Annotated in this window: 16 protein-coding genes; 5 read left to right on the forward strand and 11 right to left on the reverse strand. The window is 70.4% G+C overall.

The genetic code is table 11. The features are described 5' to 3' along the window. Positions 1-576: 576 nt before the first annotated feature. The 7 genes from IE207_RS20665 to IE207_RS20695 form a co-directional block, all read right to left on the reverse strand. On the reverse strand, positions 577-1275 hold the full coding sequence (locus IE207_RS20665; protein WP_229873850.1) for a hypothetical protein: 699 nt from the start codon (positions 1273-1275) through the stop codon (positions 577-579). 411 nt (positions 1276-1686) lie between these two features. After that, positions 1687-2229 (reverse strand): hypothetical protein, encoded by a 543-nt coding sequence (locus tag IE207_RS20670; RefSeq protein WP_229873851.1) that lies wholly within the window; start codon positions 2227-2229, stop codon positions 1687-1689. A 134-nt stretch (positions 2230-2363) separates the two neighbouring features. Further along, positions 2364-3776, reverse strand: a complete 1413-nt coding sequence (gene lpdA / locus IE207_RS20675; protein ID WP_190185747.1) for a dihydrolipoyl dehydrogenase — start codon at positions 3774-3776, stop codon at positions 2364-2366. Positions 3777-4084: 308 nt separating this feature from the next. Then, positions 4085-4591, reverse strand: a complete 507-nt coding sequence (locus IE207_RS20680) for a GNAT family N-acetyltransferase (RefSeq protein WP_190185748.1) — start codon at positions 4589-4591, stop codon at positions 4085-4087. Continuing rightward, entirely contained in the window at positions 4588-5007 is a 420-nt protein-coding gene (locus IE207_RS20685; protein WP_190185749.1) for an arsenate reductase ArsC, read from the reverse strand. Before IE207_RS20685 ends, IE207_RS20680 begins: the two co-directional genes overlap by 4 nt. Beyond that, positions 5004-5795 carry an aquaporin gene (locus tag IE207_RS20690; RefSeq protein ID WP_190185750.1) on the reverse strand — a complete coding sequence of 264 codons (792 nt, stop codon included), beginning with the start codon at positions 5793-5795 and terminating at the stop codon, positions 5004-5006. The genes IE207_RS20685 and IE207_RS20690 overlap by 4 nt, the downstream gene beginning before the upstream one ends. Then, positions 5792-6172, reverse strand: a complete 381-nt coding sequence (locus IE207_RS20695; RefSeq protein ID WP_190185751.1) for an ArsR/SmtB family transcription factor — start codon at positions 6170-6172, stop codon at positions 5792-5794. Before IE207_RS20695 ends, IE207_RS20690 begins: the two co-directional genes overlap by 4 nt. A gap of 85 nt (positions 6173-6257) precedes the next feature. On the opposite strand from IE207_RS20695, the gene IE207_RS20700 reads away from it, so the two are divergent. Next, positions 6258-6680, forward strand: a complete 423-nt coding sequence (locus tag IE207_RS20700; RefSeq protein ID WP_190185752.1) for an ArsI/CadI family heavy metal resistance metalloenzyme — start codon at positions 6258-6260, stop codon at positions 6678-6680. Positions 6681-6702: 22 nt separating this feature from the next. Here IE207_RS20700 and IE207_RS20705 read toward each other — a convergent pair whose 3' ends face one another. Beyond that, positions 6703-7206: a DUF4232 domain-containing protein gene (locus IE207_RS20705; protein WP_190185753.1), complete on the reverse strand. Its 504-nt coding sequence runs from the start codon at positions 7204-7206 to the stop codon at positions 6703-6705. A gap of 540 nt (positions 7207-7746) precedes the next feature. On the opposite strand from IE207_RS20705, the gene IE207_RS20710 reads away from it, so the two are divergent. Beyond that, entirely contained in the window at positions 7747-8829 is a 1083-nt protein-coding gene (locus tag IE207_RS20710) for a ComEC/Rec2 family competence protein (protein ID WP_190185754.1), read from the forward strand. Positions 8830-8853: 24 nt separating this feature from the next. Here the strand turns inward: IE207_RS20710 and IE207_RS20715 are convergent, their stop codons facing one another. Genes IE207_RS20715 through IE207_RS20725 form a run of 3 tightly spaced genes read right to left on the reverse strand, consistent with a single transcriptional unit; the run spans position 8854 to position 11815 of the window. Continuing rightward, positions 8854-9618 carry an amino acid ABC transporter ATP-binding protein gene (locus IE207_RS20715; protein ID WP_308433637.1) on the reverse strand — a complete coding sequence of 255 codons (765 nt, stop codon included), beginning with the start codon at positions 9616-9618 and terminating at the stop codon, positions 8854-8856. A gap of 11 nt (positions 9619-9629) precedes the next feature. Next, entirely contained in the window at positions 9630-10589 is a 960-nt protein-coding gene (locus IE207_RS20720; protein WP_190185901.1) for an ABC transporter substrate-binding protein, read from the reverse strand. 44 nt (positions 10590-10633) lie between these two features. After that, a complete protein-coding gene (locus IE207_RS20725; protein WP_229873852.1) occupies positions 10634-11815 on the reverse strand; it encodes an LLM class flavin-dependent oxidoreductase in 1182 nt (393 codons plus the stop codon). A gap of 644 nt (positions 11816-12459) precedes the next feature. Between IE207_RS20725 and IE207_RS20730 the strand changes: the two genes are divergently transcribed. The 3 genes from IE207_RS20730 to IE207_RS20740 all read left to right on the forward strand — a co-directional run bounded on the left by IE207_RS20730 (position 12460) and on the right by IE207_RS20740 (position 15406). Further along, positions 12460-13449, forward strand: coding sequence for an amino acid ABC transporter permease (locus IE207_RS20730; RefSeq protein ID WP_190185755.1), 990 nt, complete (start codon positions 12460-12462; stop codon positions 13447-13449). 206 nt (positions 13450-13655) lie between these two features. Beyond that, positions 13656-14618, forward strand: a complete 963-nt coding sequence (locus IE207_RS20735; protein WP_229873853.1) for an amino acid ABC transporter permease — start codon at positions 13656-13658, stop codon at positions 14616-14618. Then, positions 14615-15406: an amino acid ABC transporter ATP-binding protein gene (locus IE207_RS20740; protein ID WP_190185756.1), complete on the forward strand. Its 792-nt coding sequence runs from the start codon at positions 14615-14617 to the stop codon at positions 15404-15406. Before IE207_RS20735 ends, IE207_RS20740 begins: the two co-directional genes overlap by 4 nt. Positions 15407-15467 lie beyond the last annotated feature (61 nt).

Here is a 15467-nt window from a genome sequence, read left to right on the forward strand (position 1 = left end):
CGGGTAGCAGACACGCGAAAACGCTCGGCAGGGACTTCCCGGCCGGGCGTTTTCGCGTAATGGTTTTCCGCCAACCAACGGCTTGGGATGCCCGAGACCATCGTCCTGTGGTGCTGCAGCGGCACTCGGCCCGCATCGCCCCGGTCGTCGGCCGCACGCGCCCCGACCGTATTCGTTCGTGCCTGCGCCGATGCCGTCGTGCGCACGCCGGAGCTCACCCAGGAGTGGTACGACTCGTGGCTGCCGGCGCGCGGCACCCCGCTGCCGTGGAACACCGGGTTCCTCGGGGTGCGTACTCGGATCGCCGGCGCTCGGTGCGCCGCGGTACGTCGCCACCGCGAGGTGTCAGGCGTCGCTCAGGGCGTGCGCCTGCGGGCCGGGATCGTCGGCGGCCGCCGCGATCGTGCCGGGGTGGTCGATCAGGAGGAGTGCGGGGGTGCCTCCCCGTGGGGCGGGGGCGTTGGGCTCTGTGCGCAGGGGTGTGACCCGGGCTCCGCGGGGGGTGGCAGGGTGGCGGCTGCCGTGCCGCGCTCGAGGCGTGCATGCGCCGCGGCCACCCTCCTCACCGCAGGGACCTCAGTTGCCGGCGCAGATCACGTCGTAGGGATGACCGATGGAGATGGTGAGCTGCATGGGTTCGCTGGTGCCGGCCGGGCACTCCTTCTCGTCCTTGACGAGGCCGAGCACTTTGTACGTGTCCGAACCCCCCGTAGCACAAGGGGTTTCCTGGGCCTGCGAGGTCACGCAGTCACCCTTCACCAGCTGGCCGCCGCCCGCGCCCGCGTCGCCGGGGTGGTCGCCGGACAGATTGCGGCCGCACACCGTGTTCGTGGGAATGCCACCGCCCTTCTTGCCGCTGTAGGAGATGCTCACCTGGATCATCAGGTCGGTGCCGGCCGGGCACTGGATGGTGCCAGGGATCATGCTGGCGTCCTTGATGTCGATCGCCTTGAAGGTCGCGCCGGACGCGCCACAGCGTTGCGGCCGGTACCCGTCGGGCTTGTTGTCCGGGTCTGGTCCGCCGCAGTCACCGACCTTCCACGAACTGGACGTGTCCGAGGACGACTCGGCGGAGCCCGGGTCACCGATGGAGTGCTTGGGGGAGGGGGACGCGGTGGCGGAGGCCGACGACGAGGGCTTCTTGTCGTCACCGAGCCACTTGGAGAGACCGAAGATCCCGCCGACGATCAGGGCCAGGACCAGGAAGCCGGCGAGGCCTCCGCCCGAGCGACGTCTGGAAGCGGGCGGTGGCGACACCTCGTACGGGTTGGCCATGCGCTCCTCCTGTGAGGTTGGTGGGGCCGGGGAGACGCGCGGAGACTCACGCGTCATGAACACCTCATGATTTCACGGTCAGGGCCGCCTCCCGACCGGCCCCGGGGCGCGCGGCAGCCGCCGCTTCTGCCCGAGCCCCACCCACCGGCGGAGTAACCCCGGATGTCCCCGCTGATGTTCTTGACGCCAGGAGGTGCCGGCCACCAAGGACGGCTGGGCTCCGTACGCGAGGGGCGCTGCTGCCGTCATTCCCGAGATGCGGGTACGCGCCGAGGAAACCGACCCCGAAGCCCCGGCTGCGTGAGGCGGATTCGAACCTGCACGGGTACCTTCAGCCGCCGCGGGGCCTGCCGTCACGCGGGACCTGTGCTTCCCGGAACGCGCCTCTCGCCCGCTGAAGGACTCAGCCGCTCAAGTCTGGCACTGCGCCGTGCCGGCGGTAGACCAGCCGCTCCACACGCCCCCGGCGACACGTGCGTGTACGCGAATCTCGACCTTCAGGGGTGCACACGGTCGGGTCGAACTTCCCACCTCAGTGGGCCCGACGGTCTCCTGTGCCGGGACGTAGGTGCGACCGCTGCCCAGTTTCACCCAGTGACCACCGGAGACGACACGGAAGAACGCCTCGTAGGAGACGTCGACCGCCGTCGGCCCCGAGTTGCGCAGCTTGACGTGCGCCGTGATCTCGCGGGTGATGACCTTGCCTTCCTTTCCACGCTCGGCGCTGATGCAACCGTTGACGGCCACCCGGCCGGTCGAAACGCCACCGCCGCAGGCGATCGCCGCGGCGTGAGCATCCATGGGAATGGTCAGCATGGTGAGCGCCGCCGCGCTCAAGATCGTTCCGATGCGCCTTGCACGCACAACCCTGCTCCCTTCCGTTCCGTCCTGGTTGTCCCAGTGGAACCATGACGTGCGCAGGGCCGGACGTTGGCGGCTCATCAGGTTCTTCACCCGAACGGGAGCGGACGGCGCCCCGCGCGCGTCATGGGCCGGGCCAAGTGAGCGGGGCTCAGGGTGGGGCGGGCGCCCGCCGGCACGCCGCCCGCCCGTCCGCACTCGGCCACTCGGGACACCGGCGAGCCGCCCTAGAAGTTGATCATGTGGCCGGCGAGTCCGTGGACCGCCTCCTTGACCGCCTCGCCCAGCGTGGGGTGGGCGTGGACGTTGCGAGCGACCTCGTGGACGGTGAGGTCCCACTGCTGGGCCAGGGTCAACTCGGGTAGGAGCTCGGTGACGTCCGGTCCGATGAGGTGGCCGCCGATGAGCTCGCCGTACTTGGCGTCGCTGATCAGTTTGACGAAGCCGGTGAAGTCACCGAGGCCATGTGCCTTGCCGTTCGCGGTGAAGGGGAACTTCGCCACCTTCACGTCGTAGCCGAGGTCACGGGCCTGGGCCTCGGTGTAGCCGAAGCTGGCGATCTGCGGCTGGCAGTACGTGGCGCGCGGGATCATCGCGAAGTCCAGCTCCATGGTCTCCGCGTCCGCGATGGTCTCGGCGGCGACCACGCCCATGGCCTCGGCGGCGTGCGCCAGCATCAGCTTGGCGGTGACGTCGCCGATGGCGAAGATGTGCGGCACGGAGGTGCGGCAGCGGGCGTCGACGTCGATCGCGCCGCGCTCGGTGACCTGGACGCCGGTGTTCTCCAGGCCGTAGCCCTCGACGTTCGGGGCGAAGCCGATGGCCTGGAGCACCTTGTCGGCTTCCAGTACCTGCTGCGAGCCGTCCTTGGCGGTCACGGTGACGCGGACCTGCGGGCCGGACTCGTCGATGGCGTCGACGCGGGTCGAGGTGAGCACGTCGATACCGAGCTTGCGGTACTGCTTGGCCAGCTCGGCGGAGACCTCGGCGTCCTCCAGCGGGGCGACCCGGTCCAGGAACTCGACGATGGTGACCTTCACGCCGTAGTTGTGCAGCACGTACGCGAACTCGACGCCGATGGCGCCGGCGCCCGCGATGACGATGGACCGCGGGAGGTCCTCGGCGAGGATCTGCTCCTCGTAGCTCACGACGCGGGCGCTGCGCTTGGTGCCGGGCAGCAGCTTGGGGGTGGCGCCGGTGGCGATGATGCAGTGGTCGAAGCCGATCGTGCGGGTGTTGCCCTCGTAGTCCGCGACCTGGAGGGTGTGCGCGTCGAGGAAGGTGCCGCGGCCGTCGAACTCCGTGATCTTGTTCTTCTTCATCAGGTAGTGGACGCCCTTGACCCGGCCGTCCGCGACCCGACGGCTGCGGCGGAAGGCCTCGCCGTAGTCGAAGCTGATGGGGCTGTCCGACGTGATGCCGAAAGTCTTCGCCTCACGGGTGACGATGTGCGCGAGCTCGGCGTTGCGCAGCAGCGCCTTGGTGGGGATGCAGCCGACGTTCAGGCATACGCCGCCCCAGTACTTCTCCTCGACGACGGCGACCCGCTTGCCCAGTTGCGCGGCGCGGATCGCGGCCACGTAACCGCCGGGGCCCGCACCGAGGACAACGACGTCGAAGCGCTCGTCCTGCTCGACCATGAGGACTTCCTTTTCGGTGTGCTGTGAAGTGGTGTCCCACGGATTCTTTCTCCCCTGACTCCTCCTCGCCACGCCGATCGCCGATCTGCCCTCATCAGGAAGTGTGATCTTCGTTGCCTTGCTCGCGGGGGCGCCGTCCGTGGCGCCGCTACGGAGAGCGGCTCGTCCCATGGTCTCGGCACACGGTTGCGAGCCGCCTCTGGTGCCCCGAACGCTGCCCCGCCCCGGTGGTTGCGGCGAACCGATCCGCCATCCGGTGCGGTTCTCGGCGGGATTCGGTCGGGGGAACGGGGTCGGGGGCAAGCAGGTCAGGTGTGTGTGGGGCTTCGGCGTTCGACGAGGACGACGTCGCGCCACGCTCCGTGGTGGCGGCCGATGCGTTCGCGGGTGCCGATGACGCGGAACCCGGCGCGCTGGTGCAAGGCGAGGCTGGCAGTGTTCTCGGGGAAGATGCCGGACTGCACCGTCCATATCCCGGCTGCGTCGGTCGATTCGAGCAGGGCGGTCAACAGGGCCAGGCCGATCCCGCGGCCGCGGGCGTCGGGGTGGACGTAGACGGAGTGCTCGACGACTCCGGCGTACGCGCACCGGTCGGAGACAGGAACCACGGCTGCCCAGCCCAGGACCCGGTCGCCGTCGAGCGCGACCAGGCGGTGGGCGGGCAGCTTGGCGGTGTCGAACGCCTGCCAGGTCGGGGCGGCGGTCTCGAAGGTGGCGTTGCCCTCGTCGATGCCGAGCTGGTAGATCGCCAGGACCTGTTCGGCGTGCTCGGCTCGCAGGGGCGCGATGCGAACGCCCGCTTCGGTGGCTTTCACGCCGTAGCCTCGATGCCGAGTTCGGTGAGCAGGCTGCGGATGCGGCGTTCGATCTGGTCGCGGATGGGACGGACCGCGGCGACGTCCTGCCCGGCCGGGTCCTCCAGCTGCCAGTCCAGGTACTGCTTGCCGGGGAAGTAGGGGCAGGCGTCGCCGCAGCCCATGGTGATCACGACGTCGGAGGATTGTACGGCCTCCGTGGTGAGGATCTTGGGGGTCTCGGCGGAGATGTCGATGCCTACCTCGTGCATGGCCTCCACCACGGCCTGGTTCACGGTGCCGGCGGGGGCCGAGCCGGCGGAGCGGACCTGGACGCGGTCCCCGCCGAGGTGGGTGAGGAAGGCGGCGGCCATCTGGGACCGGCCGGCGTTGTGCACGCAGACGAACAGCACGGAGGGGACGGCGGGGTGGCTCATGGGGTCAGGGCGCTCTCTTCGGTGGAACGGGTGGGAGCGGCGGGCTGCTGCCTGCCGTGGGGGTCGAGGACCTGGGGGACGAGGACCTGGTCCTTGCCCGGGGTGGTCGGCCGGCCGAAACAGAGCGCGACCAGGCCGAGACCGGCGGCGGCGCCGATCAGCTGGGCGGCGAGGAACGGCAGCACGGAGGCGGGCGCGATGCCGGCGAAGGTGTCGGTGAACGCCCGGCCGATCGTGACGGCCGGGTTGGCGAAGGACGTCGAGGACGTGAACCAGTACGCCGCGCCGATGTACGAGGCGACCAGCAGCGGCGCCAGGTGTGCGCGGCCGGCGCGGGCCAGGCCGAAGATGAGCCAGACCAGCCCTGCGGTGGCCACGACCTCTGCCAGCCACAGGTGTCCGGCCCACCGGTCGTGGGTGGAGAGGCGGACCAGCGGCTTGTCGAACATGGCGTCGGCGAGGACCGCGCCTGCGATCGCGCCCGCGACCTGGGCGGCCACGTACGCGGCGACCTCGCGCAGGGCGGGGCCGTCGCCAGTGCGGCGGCCGGTGAACCAGGCGGCGAGGGTGACCGCCGGGTTGAAGTGCGCCCCCGACACCGGGCCGAGCAGGGCGATCAGGACGCCGAGGCCGAAGACGGTGGCGAGGGAGTTCGCCAGCAGCTGCGTCCCGACGTCGCGGGTCAGTCCGGTGGCCTGGATCCCGGAGCCGACCACCACCGCGACCAGCGCGGCCGTACCCAGCCCCTCGACCGCCGCCCGCCGTACCAACGGTGCGGGCGCGCTCACGCGGGGGCCTTCGCCGGTACGGCGGGGATCTGGAGCAGGGCGGACAGCTTCGCCAGGGCCTCGGGCAGCACCCAGTAGTACACCCAGGTCCCGCGCCGCTCGGAGCCGACCAAGCCGGCCTCCCGCAGCACCTTCAGGTGGTGGGAGATCGTCGGCTGGGAGACGTCGAACGGGCCGGTGAGGTCGCACACGCATGCCTCGCCGCCCTCGTGAGAGGCGATCAGCGACAGCAGCCGCAGCCGGACCGGGTCAGACAGCGCCTTGAACATCCGCGACAGCTCGGCCGCGGCCTCCTCACCCAGTGGCTCGCGGAGCATCGGCGCGCAGCACGCCGCGCCGTCCTGTCCGAGCACCGGCAGACCAACTTGTTTCGACATCCCTCAATATTGACAGGCGTCGATCCCGGTGGCAAGGTCGACTGTATTGACGGATATCGAAACACCTTCCCGATGGGAGACCGCCATGTCCCGTGTCCAGCTCGCCCTGCGCGTCGCCGACCTCGAAGCCTCCATCGCCTTCTACTCGAAGCTGTTCGGGGCCGAGCCCGCCAAGCGCCGCGAGGGCTACGCCAACTTCGCCATCACCGAGCCCCCGCTCAAGCTCGTCCTCATCGAGGGCGACGGCGCTGACGACACCCGTCTCGACCACCTTGGCGTGGAGGTCGCCACCACCGAGGACGTCACCGCGGCCACCACCCGGCTCCAGGGCGCAGGCCTGGCCACCTTCGAGGAGAACGACACCTCCTGCTGCTATGCCCTCCAGGACAAGGTGTGGGTCACCGGTCCCGGCAAGGAGCCATGGGAGGTCTACACCGTCAAGGCCGAAGCCGACACCCTGGTGAAGGCCGCCGCCCCGGATGACTGCTGCGGCACCACCGCCGGTTGACCGGCGCCAACGCCGGTTCTCCTCAGCTGTTGTCCGAGGCTTGCACCGGGCTGATCTCAAAGGCCCCGCACAGCCGTAGGTGGGAGGGGATCTGCACGGCCTGGAAGCTGTTCGGCGGGTAGACCTTGACGTAGGCCGACACCGGCCGGCAGCTCGGTACCACGCCCCGGCTGTTGGTGCGGAAGACCGCGGTCACGGTGTCGCCCGGCGAGACGGACACCGTGTCCACCGGCTCGCCGGTGCGGATCGCCGAAGTGCCGATCTGGTGGTGCCGGACGTCCACGACGCTGACGCCGGGATATCCGCGCAACGCACAGGTGTGGGTCGAGGTGTTGGTGAACAGGATCGGGTAGTAGAGGGACCCTGCGGCGCCGTCCGGCTCGCCCAGGCTCAGGTTCAGGTCGGCCACGTGGCAGGTGGGGGCACTTGGCAGGGCCGATGCCTGGGCGGCGCCGACCGAGGCGCCGGTGGTTGCCAGGATGGCTGCGGCAGCGAGGGTCGTTGCCCGGGTCACGACGTTGCTCATGGCGCCAACTCCTCGATTGGCGAGGGGGAATGCCCGCTTCTGGCGCGGTGACGGGGGGTGCGCCCAGCAGACTCGCGGACGACCGATCGAACGGTGCACTCCGCCGCTGGATACTGCGGGCCTGATGGCACCATTCTACCGGTCAGGGGTCCTCGCGGCTTCTCGACGGCGGCGGTCGTGCCGAAACGACGCGCGTCCACGACCCACTGCGTCTTTCCCGTGCCGACGGACGAGTTGGCTTTCCGGACGGCAGGCCCGCCGGCCCCGCTCAGAGGCGGTTGCGGGGACCACGGGCGACGACCACAGCTGCGTCCTCGGCGCAGACACGGTACGCCTGCGCCGCACATCCTGCCGGTCACCGCCACTCGCCCGCCCCCCCACACGGCGCCGACCGCCGAGCCCGTGTGGGGATCGGGCCCGGACCGGCGCGGCCCGGGACGGGAGGCCTGGCCGCCGGGCGGGTACCTCCCCGCAGCGCTGCGACGCCTTGCCGACAAGCGTAGATTTGGTGGTGCGGCCCGGGTCGAGGGAGAAGATCCCATGGACACAGCCATCCGCATCGAGGTACTGCCTGCGCGCCTGGGCGACTGCTTGCTCGTGGAGTGCGCGCGCGGGAGCGGGCCCCCTTGGTGCATGCTCGTCGACGGCGGCCCTCCGGGCACCTGGCCCCGGCTCCACACGAGGCTGAGCCGACGGGAACCTGACGATCGGCACATCGATGTCGCCGTGGTGACCCACATCGACAGCGACCACATAGGCGGCATGCTCCCGTTCCTGCGGAGCGAGTACGCACAAGACGTGGGCGACTACTGGTTCAACGGCCCCCCGCACATGCCCCCTGCGAGCAAAGTGGAAGGCAGCGTCGCTCAGGGGAAGAGCCTGGCAGCGCTGCTGCTCGGAGAGTCCGTCGGCGCCGTACTGCCGTGGAACCGGGCGTTCGGCGGCGGTCCCATAGACACCGGGGACGAGTTCGGGTTCATCGAAGTGCCGGTCCAGGACGGGCCGCGGGTCACGGTGCTCTCACCGACCCACGAGCGCTTGGCGGTGCTGGAGCGCGAGTGGTTCGAGGCCATCGACAGGGCCAGGCGCGGCTTGCAGGGCGAGGCGGCGCCCGAAGTCCTGGAGCCCCTCGACGATCTGGCCGCGGTTGCCGCTCACGAGACGGCTGACGACACGACTGCTCCGAACGGGAGCAGCATCGCGCTGCTGGTCGAGCACCGCGGGGCCCGCGCCGTGCTGGGGGCGGACGCGTTCGGTCCCGTGCTCGGGGCCGGCCTGCAAGGGGTGGCCGCGCACCGCGGCCTGCGCACCCTGGAGGTGGACGCTTTCAAACTTCCGCACCACGCCAGCCGGCGGAACGTGACCGAGGCCCTGCTCGAAGCCGCACCCGCCCGGCACTACCTCGTGTCCACCAACGGCGACACCTACCACCATCCCGATGACGAGGCACTCGCCCGTGTCGTACTGACCGCACCGGACGGCCCGACGCTGTGGTTCAACTACCGCACGCAGCGCACCGCCCGGTGGGCCGATCCGGAACTGTGCGAACGGTACGGCTACTGCGTGAACTTCCCCGAGGCACCGGAGACGGGCACGGTCCTTGAACTACCGGCGACGGCGTGACAACGCCTCCTCCACACGCCTCCTTCAAAGGACCTTGGAGAGGAAGGACCGGGTACGGCTGTGCCGCGGGGCGTCCAGGACGGCCGTGGGCGGGCCCTGCTCCACGACGGCTCCGCCGTCCATGAACACGACGGTGTCGGCGACCTCACGGGCGAAGCCGATCTCGTGCGTCACGACGATCATGGTGGTGCCGGCGCGGGCGAGGTCCTTGATGACGTCCAGGACCTCGCCGACCAGCTCCGGGTCCAGCGCCGAGGTCGGCTCGTCGAAGAGCAGCACCTTGGGTTCGAGGGCGAGTGCCCGGGCGATGGCCACACGCTGCTGCTGGCCCCCGGACAGCTGCCGCGGATAGGCGTCGGCCTTGTCGGAGAGGCCGACACGCTCCAGCAGCCGGCGCGCCGTCGCCTCCACTTCCCGGCGCGGGCGGCGCAGCGCGGAGACCGGGGCCTCGACCAGGTTGTCCAGCACGGTGAGATGCGGGAAGAGGTTGAAGTTCTGGAACACGAACCCGATGCGGGTGCGCTGCTTCAGCACCTCCTTCTCCTTCAGCTCGTACAGCTTGCCCCGCGAGCCGCGGTAGCCGATGAGATCGCCGTCGACGCTGATCCGTCCGCGGTCGACCTTCTCCAGGTGGTTGATCGTGCGCAGCAGTGTGGACTTCCCCGAACCGGAGGGGCCGAGGATCACGGTGACTTCGCCGGTGCGTACCAGCAAGTCGACCCCGCGCAGCACCTCCAGCGGCCCGAAGCTCTTGTGGACGCCGCGCACGTCGACCATGACGTCGCTCAAGGGTTCCCTCCTCATGTGTGCTCGGCCGGGTTGATCTGCGACGTGTCGACGGCGGAGGCGGTGGTGCCCCACTTCTTCAGGATCCGCTCGTACGTTCCGTCCTTGATGAGCTCGTTGACGGCGGCCTGGACGGCGGGGGTGAGCGGGGAGCCCTTCTTGAAGGCGAAGCCGACGTCGAGGCGGTGGTATTCGCCCAGGAAAGTGGTCTGCGCGGCGGGCTGTGCGGCCTGGTGGCGCAGGCCGTTGATCGTCGACATGACGACGTCGATCCGGCCCTGTTGGAGGGCGGTGGTGACGGCCCCGGGTTCGGCGAAGACCTTGACCTCGTACGGCTTCTTGCCCGCGTCGGTGCACACGCCCTGTTTCGAGGTGAGGGTCTTCTCGAACGTGGTGCCCGCTCCGGTGCCGATGGTCAGTCCGCAGAGCTGGGTGAGGTCGGAGACCTGCGTGGTCAGCCTGGTGTTGCCCGTCTTGACCGCGAACCCCTGGCCGTCGTTGACGTAGGTGACGAAGTCGATGGACCTCAGGCGTTCGGCGGTGACGCCGAAGTTGCCGGTGCCGAAGTCGTACTTACCGCTGCCGAGGGCCGGCAGGATCGTCTCGAAGGAGGCGCCCTGCCGTTCCAGCCTCACACCGAGGACCTTGGCCACCGCGTCGGCGATGTCGATGTCCTGGCCGGCGGGCGGCTTGTCCTGGCCGTTCGGGTAGTACGCCGAGGGCGGGGAACCGATGGAGCTGCCGACCCTCAGGGTGGCCGCCTGTCGGACTGCGGCGGGGAGCAGCGCGGCGATCGAGTCCACGGTCCGTACGCCGGCGACCGGGTCGTCGGCCGGTGGGGGAGAGGCCTGGGCGGCCGCCGGCGCGGGGGCTGCGCCGGTGGAGCCGCAGGCGGTGAGTGCCAGGAGGGGCAGAAGGGCGATCGCCGCGGTGGTGCGCAGGCGGGTGCGGATCCCGTTCCCGGGGAGGTTCACAGTGGGGGAGGCCTTTCCGTTGCGGGGGGTGCGGCGCGCGGTGGTCACCCGCGCACCGCCGTGAGGCTCTGGTGGGGGCCGGGCGCCGGGTACGCGCCTTGACGTTCGGCGTCGCGTTCGGCGACGCGTTCGGCGTCGCGCTTGGCGACCTCCTCGCGGACGAGCGGGATCACGTACCGCCCGAAGTCGACGGCATCGTCCAGCAGGTCGTAGCCGCGGGCCGAGAGGACGTCGACACCGAGGTCGTAATAGTCCAGCAGTGCCCGGGCGACCGTCTCGGGGGTGCCGACCAGGGCGTTGGAGTTGCCCGCGCCTCCGGTGGCGGCGGCGGTCGGGGTCCACAGCGCCCGGTCGTAGCGGTCCCCCGCCTCGGCTATGGCGATCAGCCGCTGGGACCCGGTGTTCTGGGGTGCCGTGGCCTCTAGGACCCCGTTCCGGTGGTGCCGTGCGGGGCCGGCCTGCCGTCGCCGCCGGATGGCGCCCAGGGTGCGGTGAGCCTTCTCCCAGGCCAGTTCCTCGGTCGGAGCGATGATCGGGCGGAATGCGACCTGGATGCGCGGCGCGTCGATGCGGCCCGCGGCCTCGGCGGCGGCCTTCACGGCCTCGATCTGCTGGGCGGTCTTCTCCAGCGGCTCGCCCCAGAGGCAGTAGATGTCGGCCTCGGCGCCCCCGGCGGCATACGCGGCCGGCGAGGAGCCGCCGAACGAGACCTTCGGACGCGGCTGTTGAACGGGGAAGACGTCGCTGACGAAGTCGTGGAAGCGGTAGTGCTCGCCCTCGTGGTCGAAGGGCTCGTGGGCGGTCCAGATCTTCTTGACGATGCGGATGTACTCGCGGGTGCGGGCGTAGCGCTCGTCCTTGGTGAGGGTGTCACCCTCCCGGCCCTGTTCGTGGTCGTTGCCGCCGGTGATGAAGTGCACGGTCAGGCGGCCCTCGCTGATCTGGTCGAGGGTGGCGAAGGTCTTGGCCGCGAAGGTGGGGTACGAGACGTTGGGCCGGTGTGCGAGCAGGATCTGGAGGCGGTCCAGCCGGGCGGCGATGTACGCGGCAGCCGGAGCGGGGTCCGGGGATCCGGAGCCGTAGGCGAACAACACCCGGTCCCAGCCGTGGTCCTCGTGCGCCCGGGCGAGCCGGAGCGTGTACTCCTTGTCGAAGGCGGCGCCGGATCGCGCGGTGGTTTCGGAGCCGTCGTTGGTGGCGGCTATGCCGAGGAATTCCACGGGCATGGGGTGGCCTTTCGGAAGGGCGGTGGGTCGGGCGCGGGCAGGGGTGGCATCCACGGCGGTCATCGGGGACGCCGGTGCGGGGCGACGCGGGCGGGTACACCGCGGGCGTGACGAAGCAGGCGTGACGAAGCAGGCGTGACGAAGCAGGCGTGACGACGCGGGGCGTCGGGTGGACCGGGGCGGCGGCAGCGCACGTCCGGGCTCGCGGCACCGTGCCCGCGCGCGGGTCGTCGCCCGCGAGCGGTGGCGGTGGAGCGAGGGGAGATCTCGGCCCGCGACGGGGTCACCGAGGGAGGGAAGGGCCGATCAGGCAGCCCGCTGCCGCATCAGGCGCAACACGCCGCGGACCACACCCGACCGAAGTCGATGTGGTCCCGCGAGACCAGGCGCTGATGGGCATTCATGTGACTACTTGAGCAGTACGCGCTGGCCTTCGTCAAGCGCCGGCCCGGATGCCGGACGGCCCCGGGACGGCCGGACCACGCGTGGTTGACACGACCGTGCCGTAGGCACATACGATCGACGACGGATCGGCCCCGCCCCGTGCGGAAGGCCTCTCCGGCCGCGTTGAGGGACGCGGCGCGCGTGACGACACACGTCCAGAGCCCCGCCCACGCCGCGATCCCTCACCTGGAGAGCCTCCCATGGCCACCACCCCTTCCGATGTCCGCGACGCCACCGCGAAGTACACGGTGGAACACCGCACCCCCGATGCCGAGCCGCCGCCGGTCGTGCCGCGCCGGCGCATCGGCCGCCGGCTGTCCGCTGGCGCCGCGCTGCTGGTCTTCGCGCTGGTGCTGCGTTCCGTCATCGGCAACGACGCCTTCCAATGGGACGTGGTGGGCCAGTACCTCACCACCACCGCCGTACTCCAGGGGCTGCTGCTGACGCTGTGGCTGACCGGCGTGGTGATGGTGCTCGGATTCCTGCTCGGCACCGTGCTCGCGGTGCTGCGGCTCTCCGACAGCCCGGTCCTGCGGACGCTGAGCTGGGGCTACGTGTGGATCTTCCGCTCCACACCGCTGCTGGTGCAGTTGCTGTTCTGGTTCAACATCGGCGCCCTGTACCCCACGCTCGGACTCGGAATCCCGTACGGCCCCGAGCTGTTCAGCATCAAGACGGTGAACCTGCTCGGTCCGACCCTCACCGCCGTCATCGGCCTGACCCTGCACGAGAGCGCGTACGCCGCCGAGGTGGTGCGTGGCGGCATCCTGTCCGTGGACCCGGGCCAGACCGAGGCCGCACAGGCGCTCGGCCTCGGCAGGCTCCGCACCCTGCGCCGGATCGTCGTGCCGCAGGCGATGCGCTCGATCGTGCCGACCGCCGGGAACATGCTGATCGGCACCCTCAAGGGCACCAGCATCGTCAGCGTGCTGGCCGTACACGACCTCCTGTACTCGGTGCAGTTGGTCTACAACCAGAACTACCTGGTCATCCCGCTGCTGCTGGTCGCCACCCTCTGGTACGTCGCCGTCACCACGGTGCTGAGCGCGGCCCAGCACTACGTGGAGCGCTACTACGCGCGCGGCACCTCCCGCGGTCTGCCGCTCACGCCGCCGCAGGGACTGCGCATCCGGCTCACCGCCCTGTGGGCCCTGCCGCTCGGGCCTCGATCAACGCGGCCGAAGCCGTGACCGGCACCCGTTTTGTTTCACCAAGAGGCGTTGTATGTACGGCGGATGAAATCGGGGGACGTTTGCGCGATTCTCGATATCGAGGCCGTTGACACCCATTCTCCGGGATGCCTAGCTTACGCCGCAGATAACACATCGGCGGTCTCTCCTTTCGGAATGACGGCTGCTTTTCGATTCTGCGCTTCGTCGAAGCCGCTGGAGTGTCCTTGACCGAATCACTGCTCCTCCCCGCGCCCGCCGGCCCCTCCGGGTCCCCCGGAACGGCCGAGCGGGTCCTCCCGCTCCGCCGCCCCGGGCGCTGGGCGGCCGCCATCGTCGTACTGGTGCTGGTCTCCCAGGCCGCCCACGGGCTGATCACCAATCCGTTCTACCAATGGGACCGGTTCGCCTACTGGTTCGTCCGCCCGGTCATTGTGGAGGGACTGCTCATCACCCTCCAGGTGACCGCGTACAGCGCGGTCCTCGGCCTCGCAGGCGGTGTCCTGCTCGCCCTCGGCAGGCTCTCGGGCAACGCGGTACTGCGGTCGGTGAGCTGGACCTACGTCTGGCTCTTCCGCTCCGTACCGCTGATCGTCGTCCTGCTCTTCCTCTACAACCTCAGCGCCCTGTACCCCACCCTCAGCATCGGGGTGCCGTTCGGGCCCGCCTTCCTCACGTTCGACGAGTCGCGGCTCGCCACGGACATCGTCGTCGCCGTGGTCGGCCTGAGCCTGAGCGAGGCGGCGTACGCGGCCGAGATCGTCCGGGCCGGCGTGCTCTCGGTCGACCAGGGCCAGCACGAGGCGGCGGCGGCCCTGGGACTGCCCAGGCGGTACCAGTTCGCCCGGATCGTCTTCCCGCAGGCGCTCCGCTCGATCGTCCCGTCGTACGTCAACCAGCTGATCGGCCTGCTCAAGGCCACCTCACTGGTCTTCTACGTGTCACTGCTCGACCTGTTCGGCTCGGTGCAGAGCCTGGCGAGCACCTACCCCGGTGACGTGGTGCCGCTGCTGCTGGTGGCCACCGTCTGGTACGTGCTCCTCACCAGCCTGGTCTCCGTCGTGCAGTTCTACGTCGAGCGGTACTACGCCCGCGGGGCGCTGCGCGCCGTACCGCCCACCCCCCTCCAGCGGGCCCGGGCGGGCCTGCGCGACCTGTGGATCCGCTTCCGGAAGGAGACGGCCCCATGACCGCGGCCGTGAGAGCAGTCACAGAACGGGCCGCCGCGATCGAGGTGCACGGCGTGCACAAGTCGTTCGGCGGCCGGCGGGTCCTCGACGGGGTGAGCCTGACCGTCGCGCCGGGCACGGTCACCGTCGTCCTGGGCCGTTCCGGTTCGGGGAAGTCCACCCTGCTGCGGGTCCTCAACCACCTGGAGAAGCCCGAGGCCGGCCACGTCAGCGTCGGCGGCGAGCTGATCGGGGTGCAACGGCACGGTGACCGGCTCAAGGAGCTGAGGGAGAAGGCGATCCTCACCCAGCGCAGCCGGATCGGCTTCGTCTTCCAGAACTTCAACCTCTTCCCGCACCTGACCGTGCTGGACAACGTCGCCGCCGCCCCGGTGGCCACCGGCAGGCTGCCCCGCGCACAGGCGCAGGCGCTGGCGCGCGAGCTGCTGGGGCGCGTCGGGCTCGGGGACCGCACCGGCGCCTATCCGAGGCAGCTGTCCGGCGGGCAGCAGCAGCGGGTGGCCATCGCCCGCGCCCTGGCCCTGCGGCCGGGGGTCATCCTCTTCGACGAACCGACCTCCGCGCTCGACCCCGAGCTGGTCGGCGAGGTGCTGTCGGTGATCAAGGACCTCGCCACCGGGGGCACCACCCTCGTGATCGTGACCCACGAGATCGGTTTCGCCCGCGAGGTGGCCGACGAGGTCGTCTTCCTGCACGAGGGCCGCGTCGTCGAACAGGGGCCGCCCGCGCAGGTGCTGGACCACCCCGTGCACCCGCGGACCCGGGAGTTCCTCAGCAAGGTGCTCTGACCTCCGGCTCGGGGCTGCCCGGCTGCCGCTCCCTTCTTCCTCCCTCCGTCCCCCTCACTTC

This window comes from Streptomyces cirratus (assembly GCF_014650775.1).
In the GTDB taxonomy this organism is placed as follows: Bacteria; Actinomycetota; Actinomycetes; order Streptomycetales; family Streptomycetaceae; genus Streptomyces; species Streptomyces cirratus.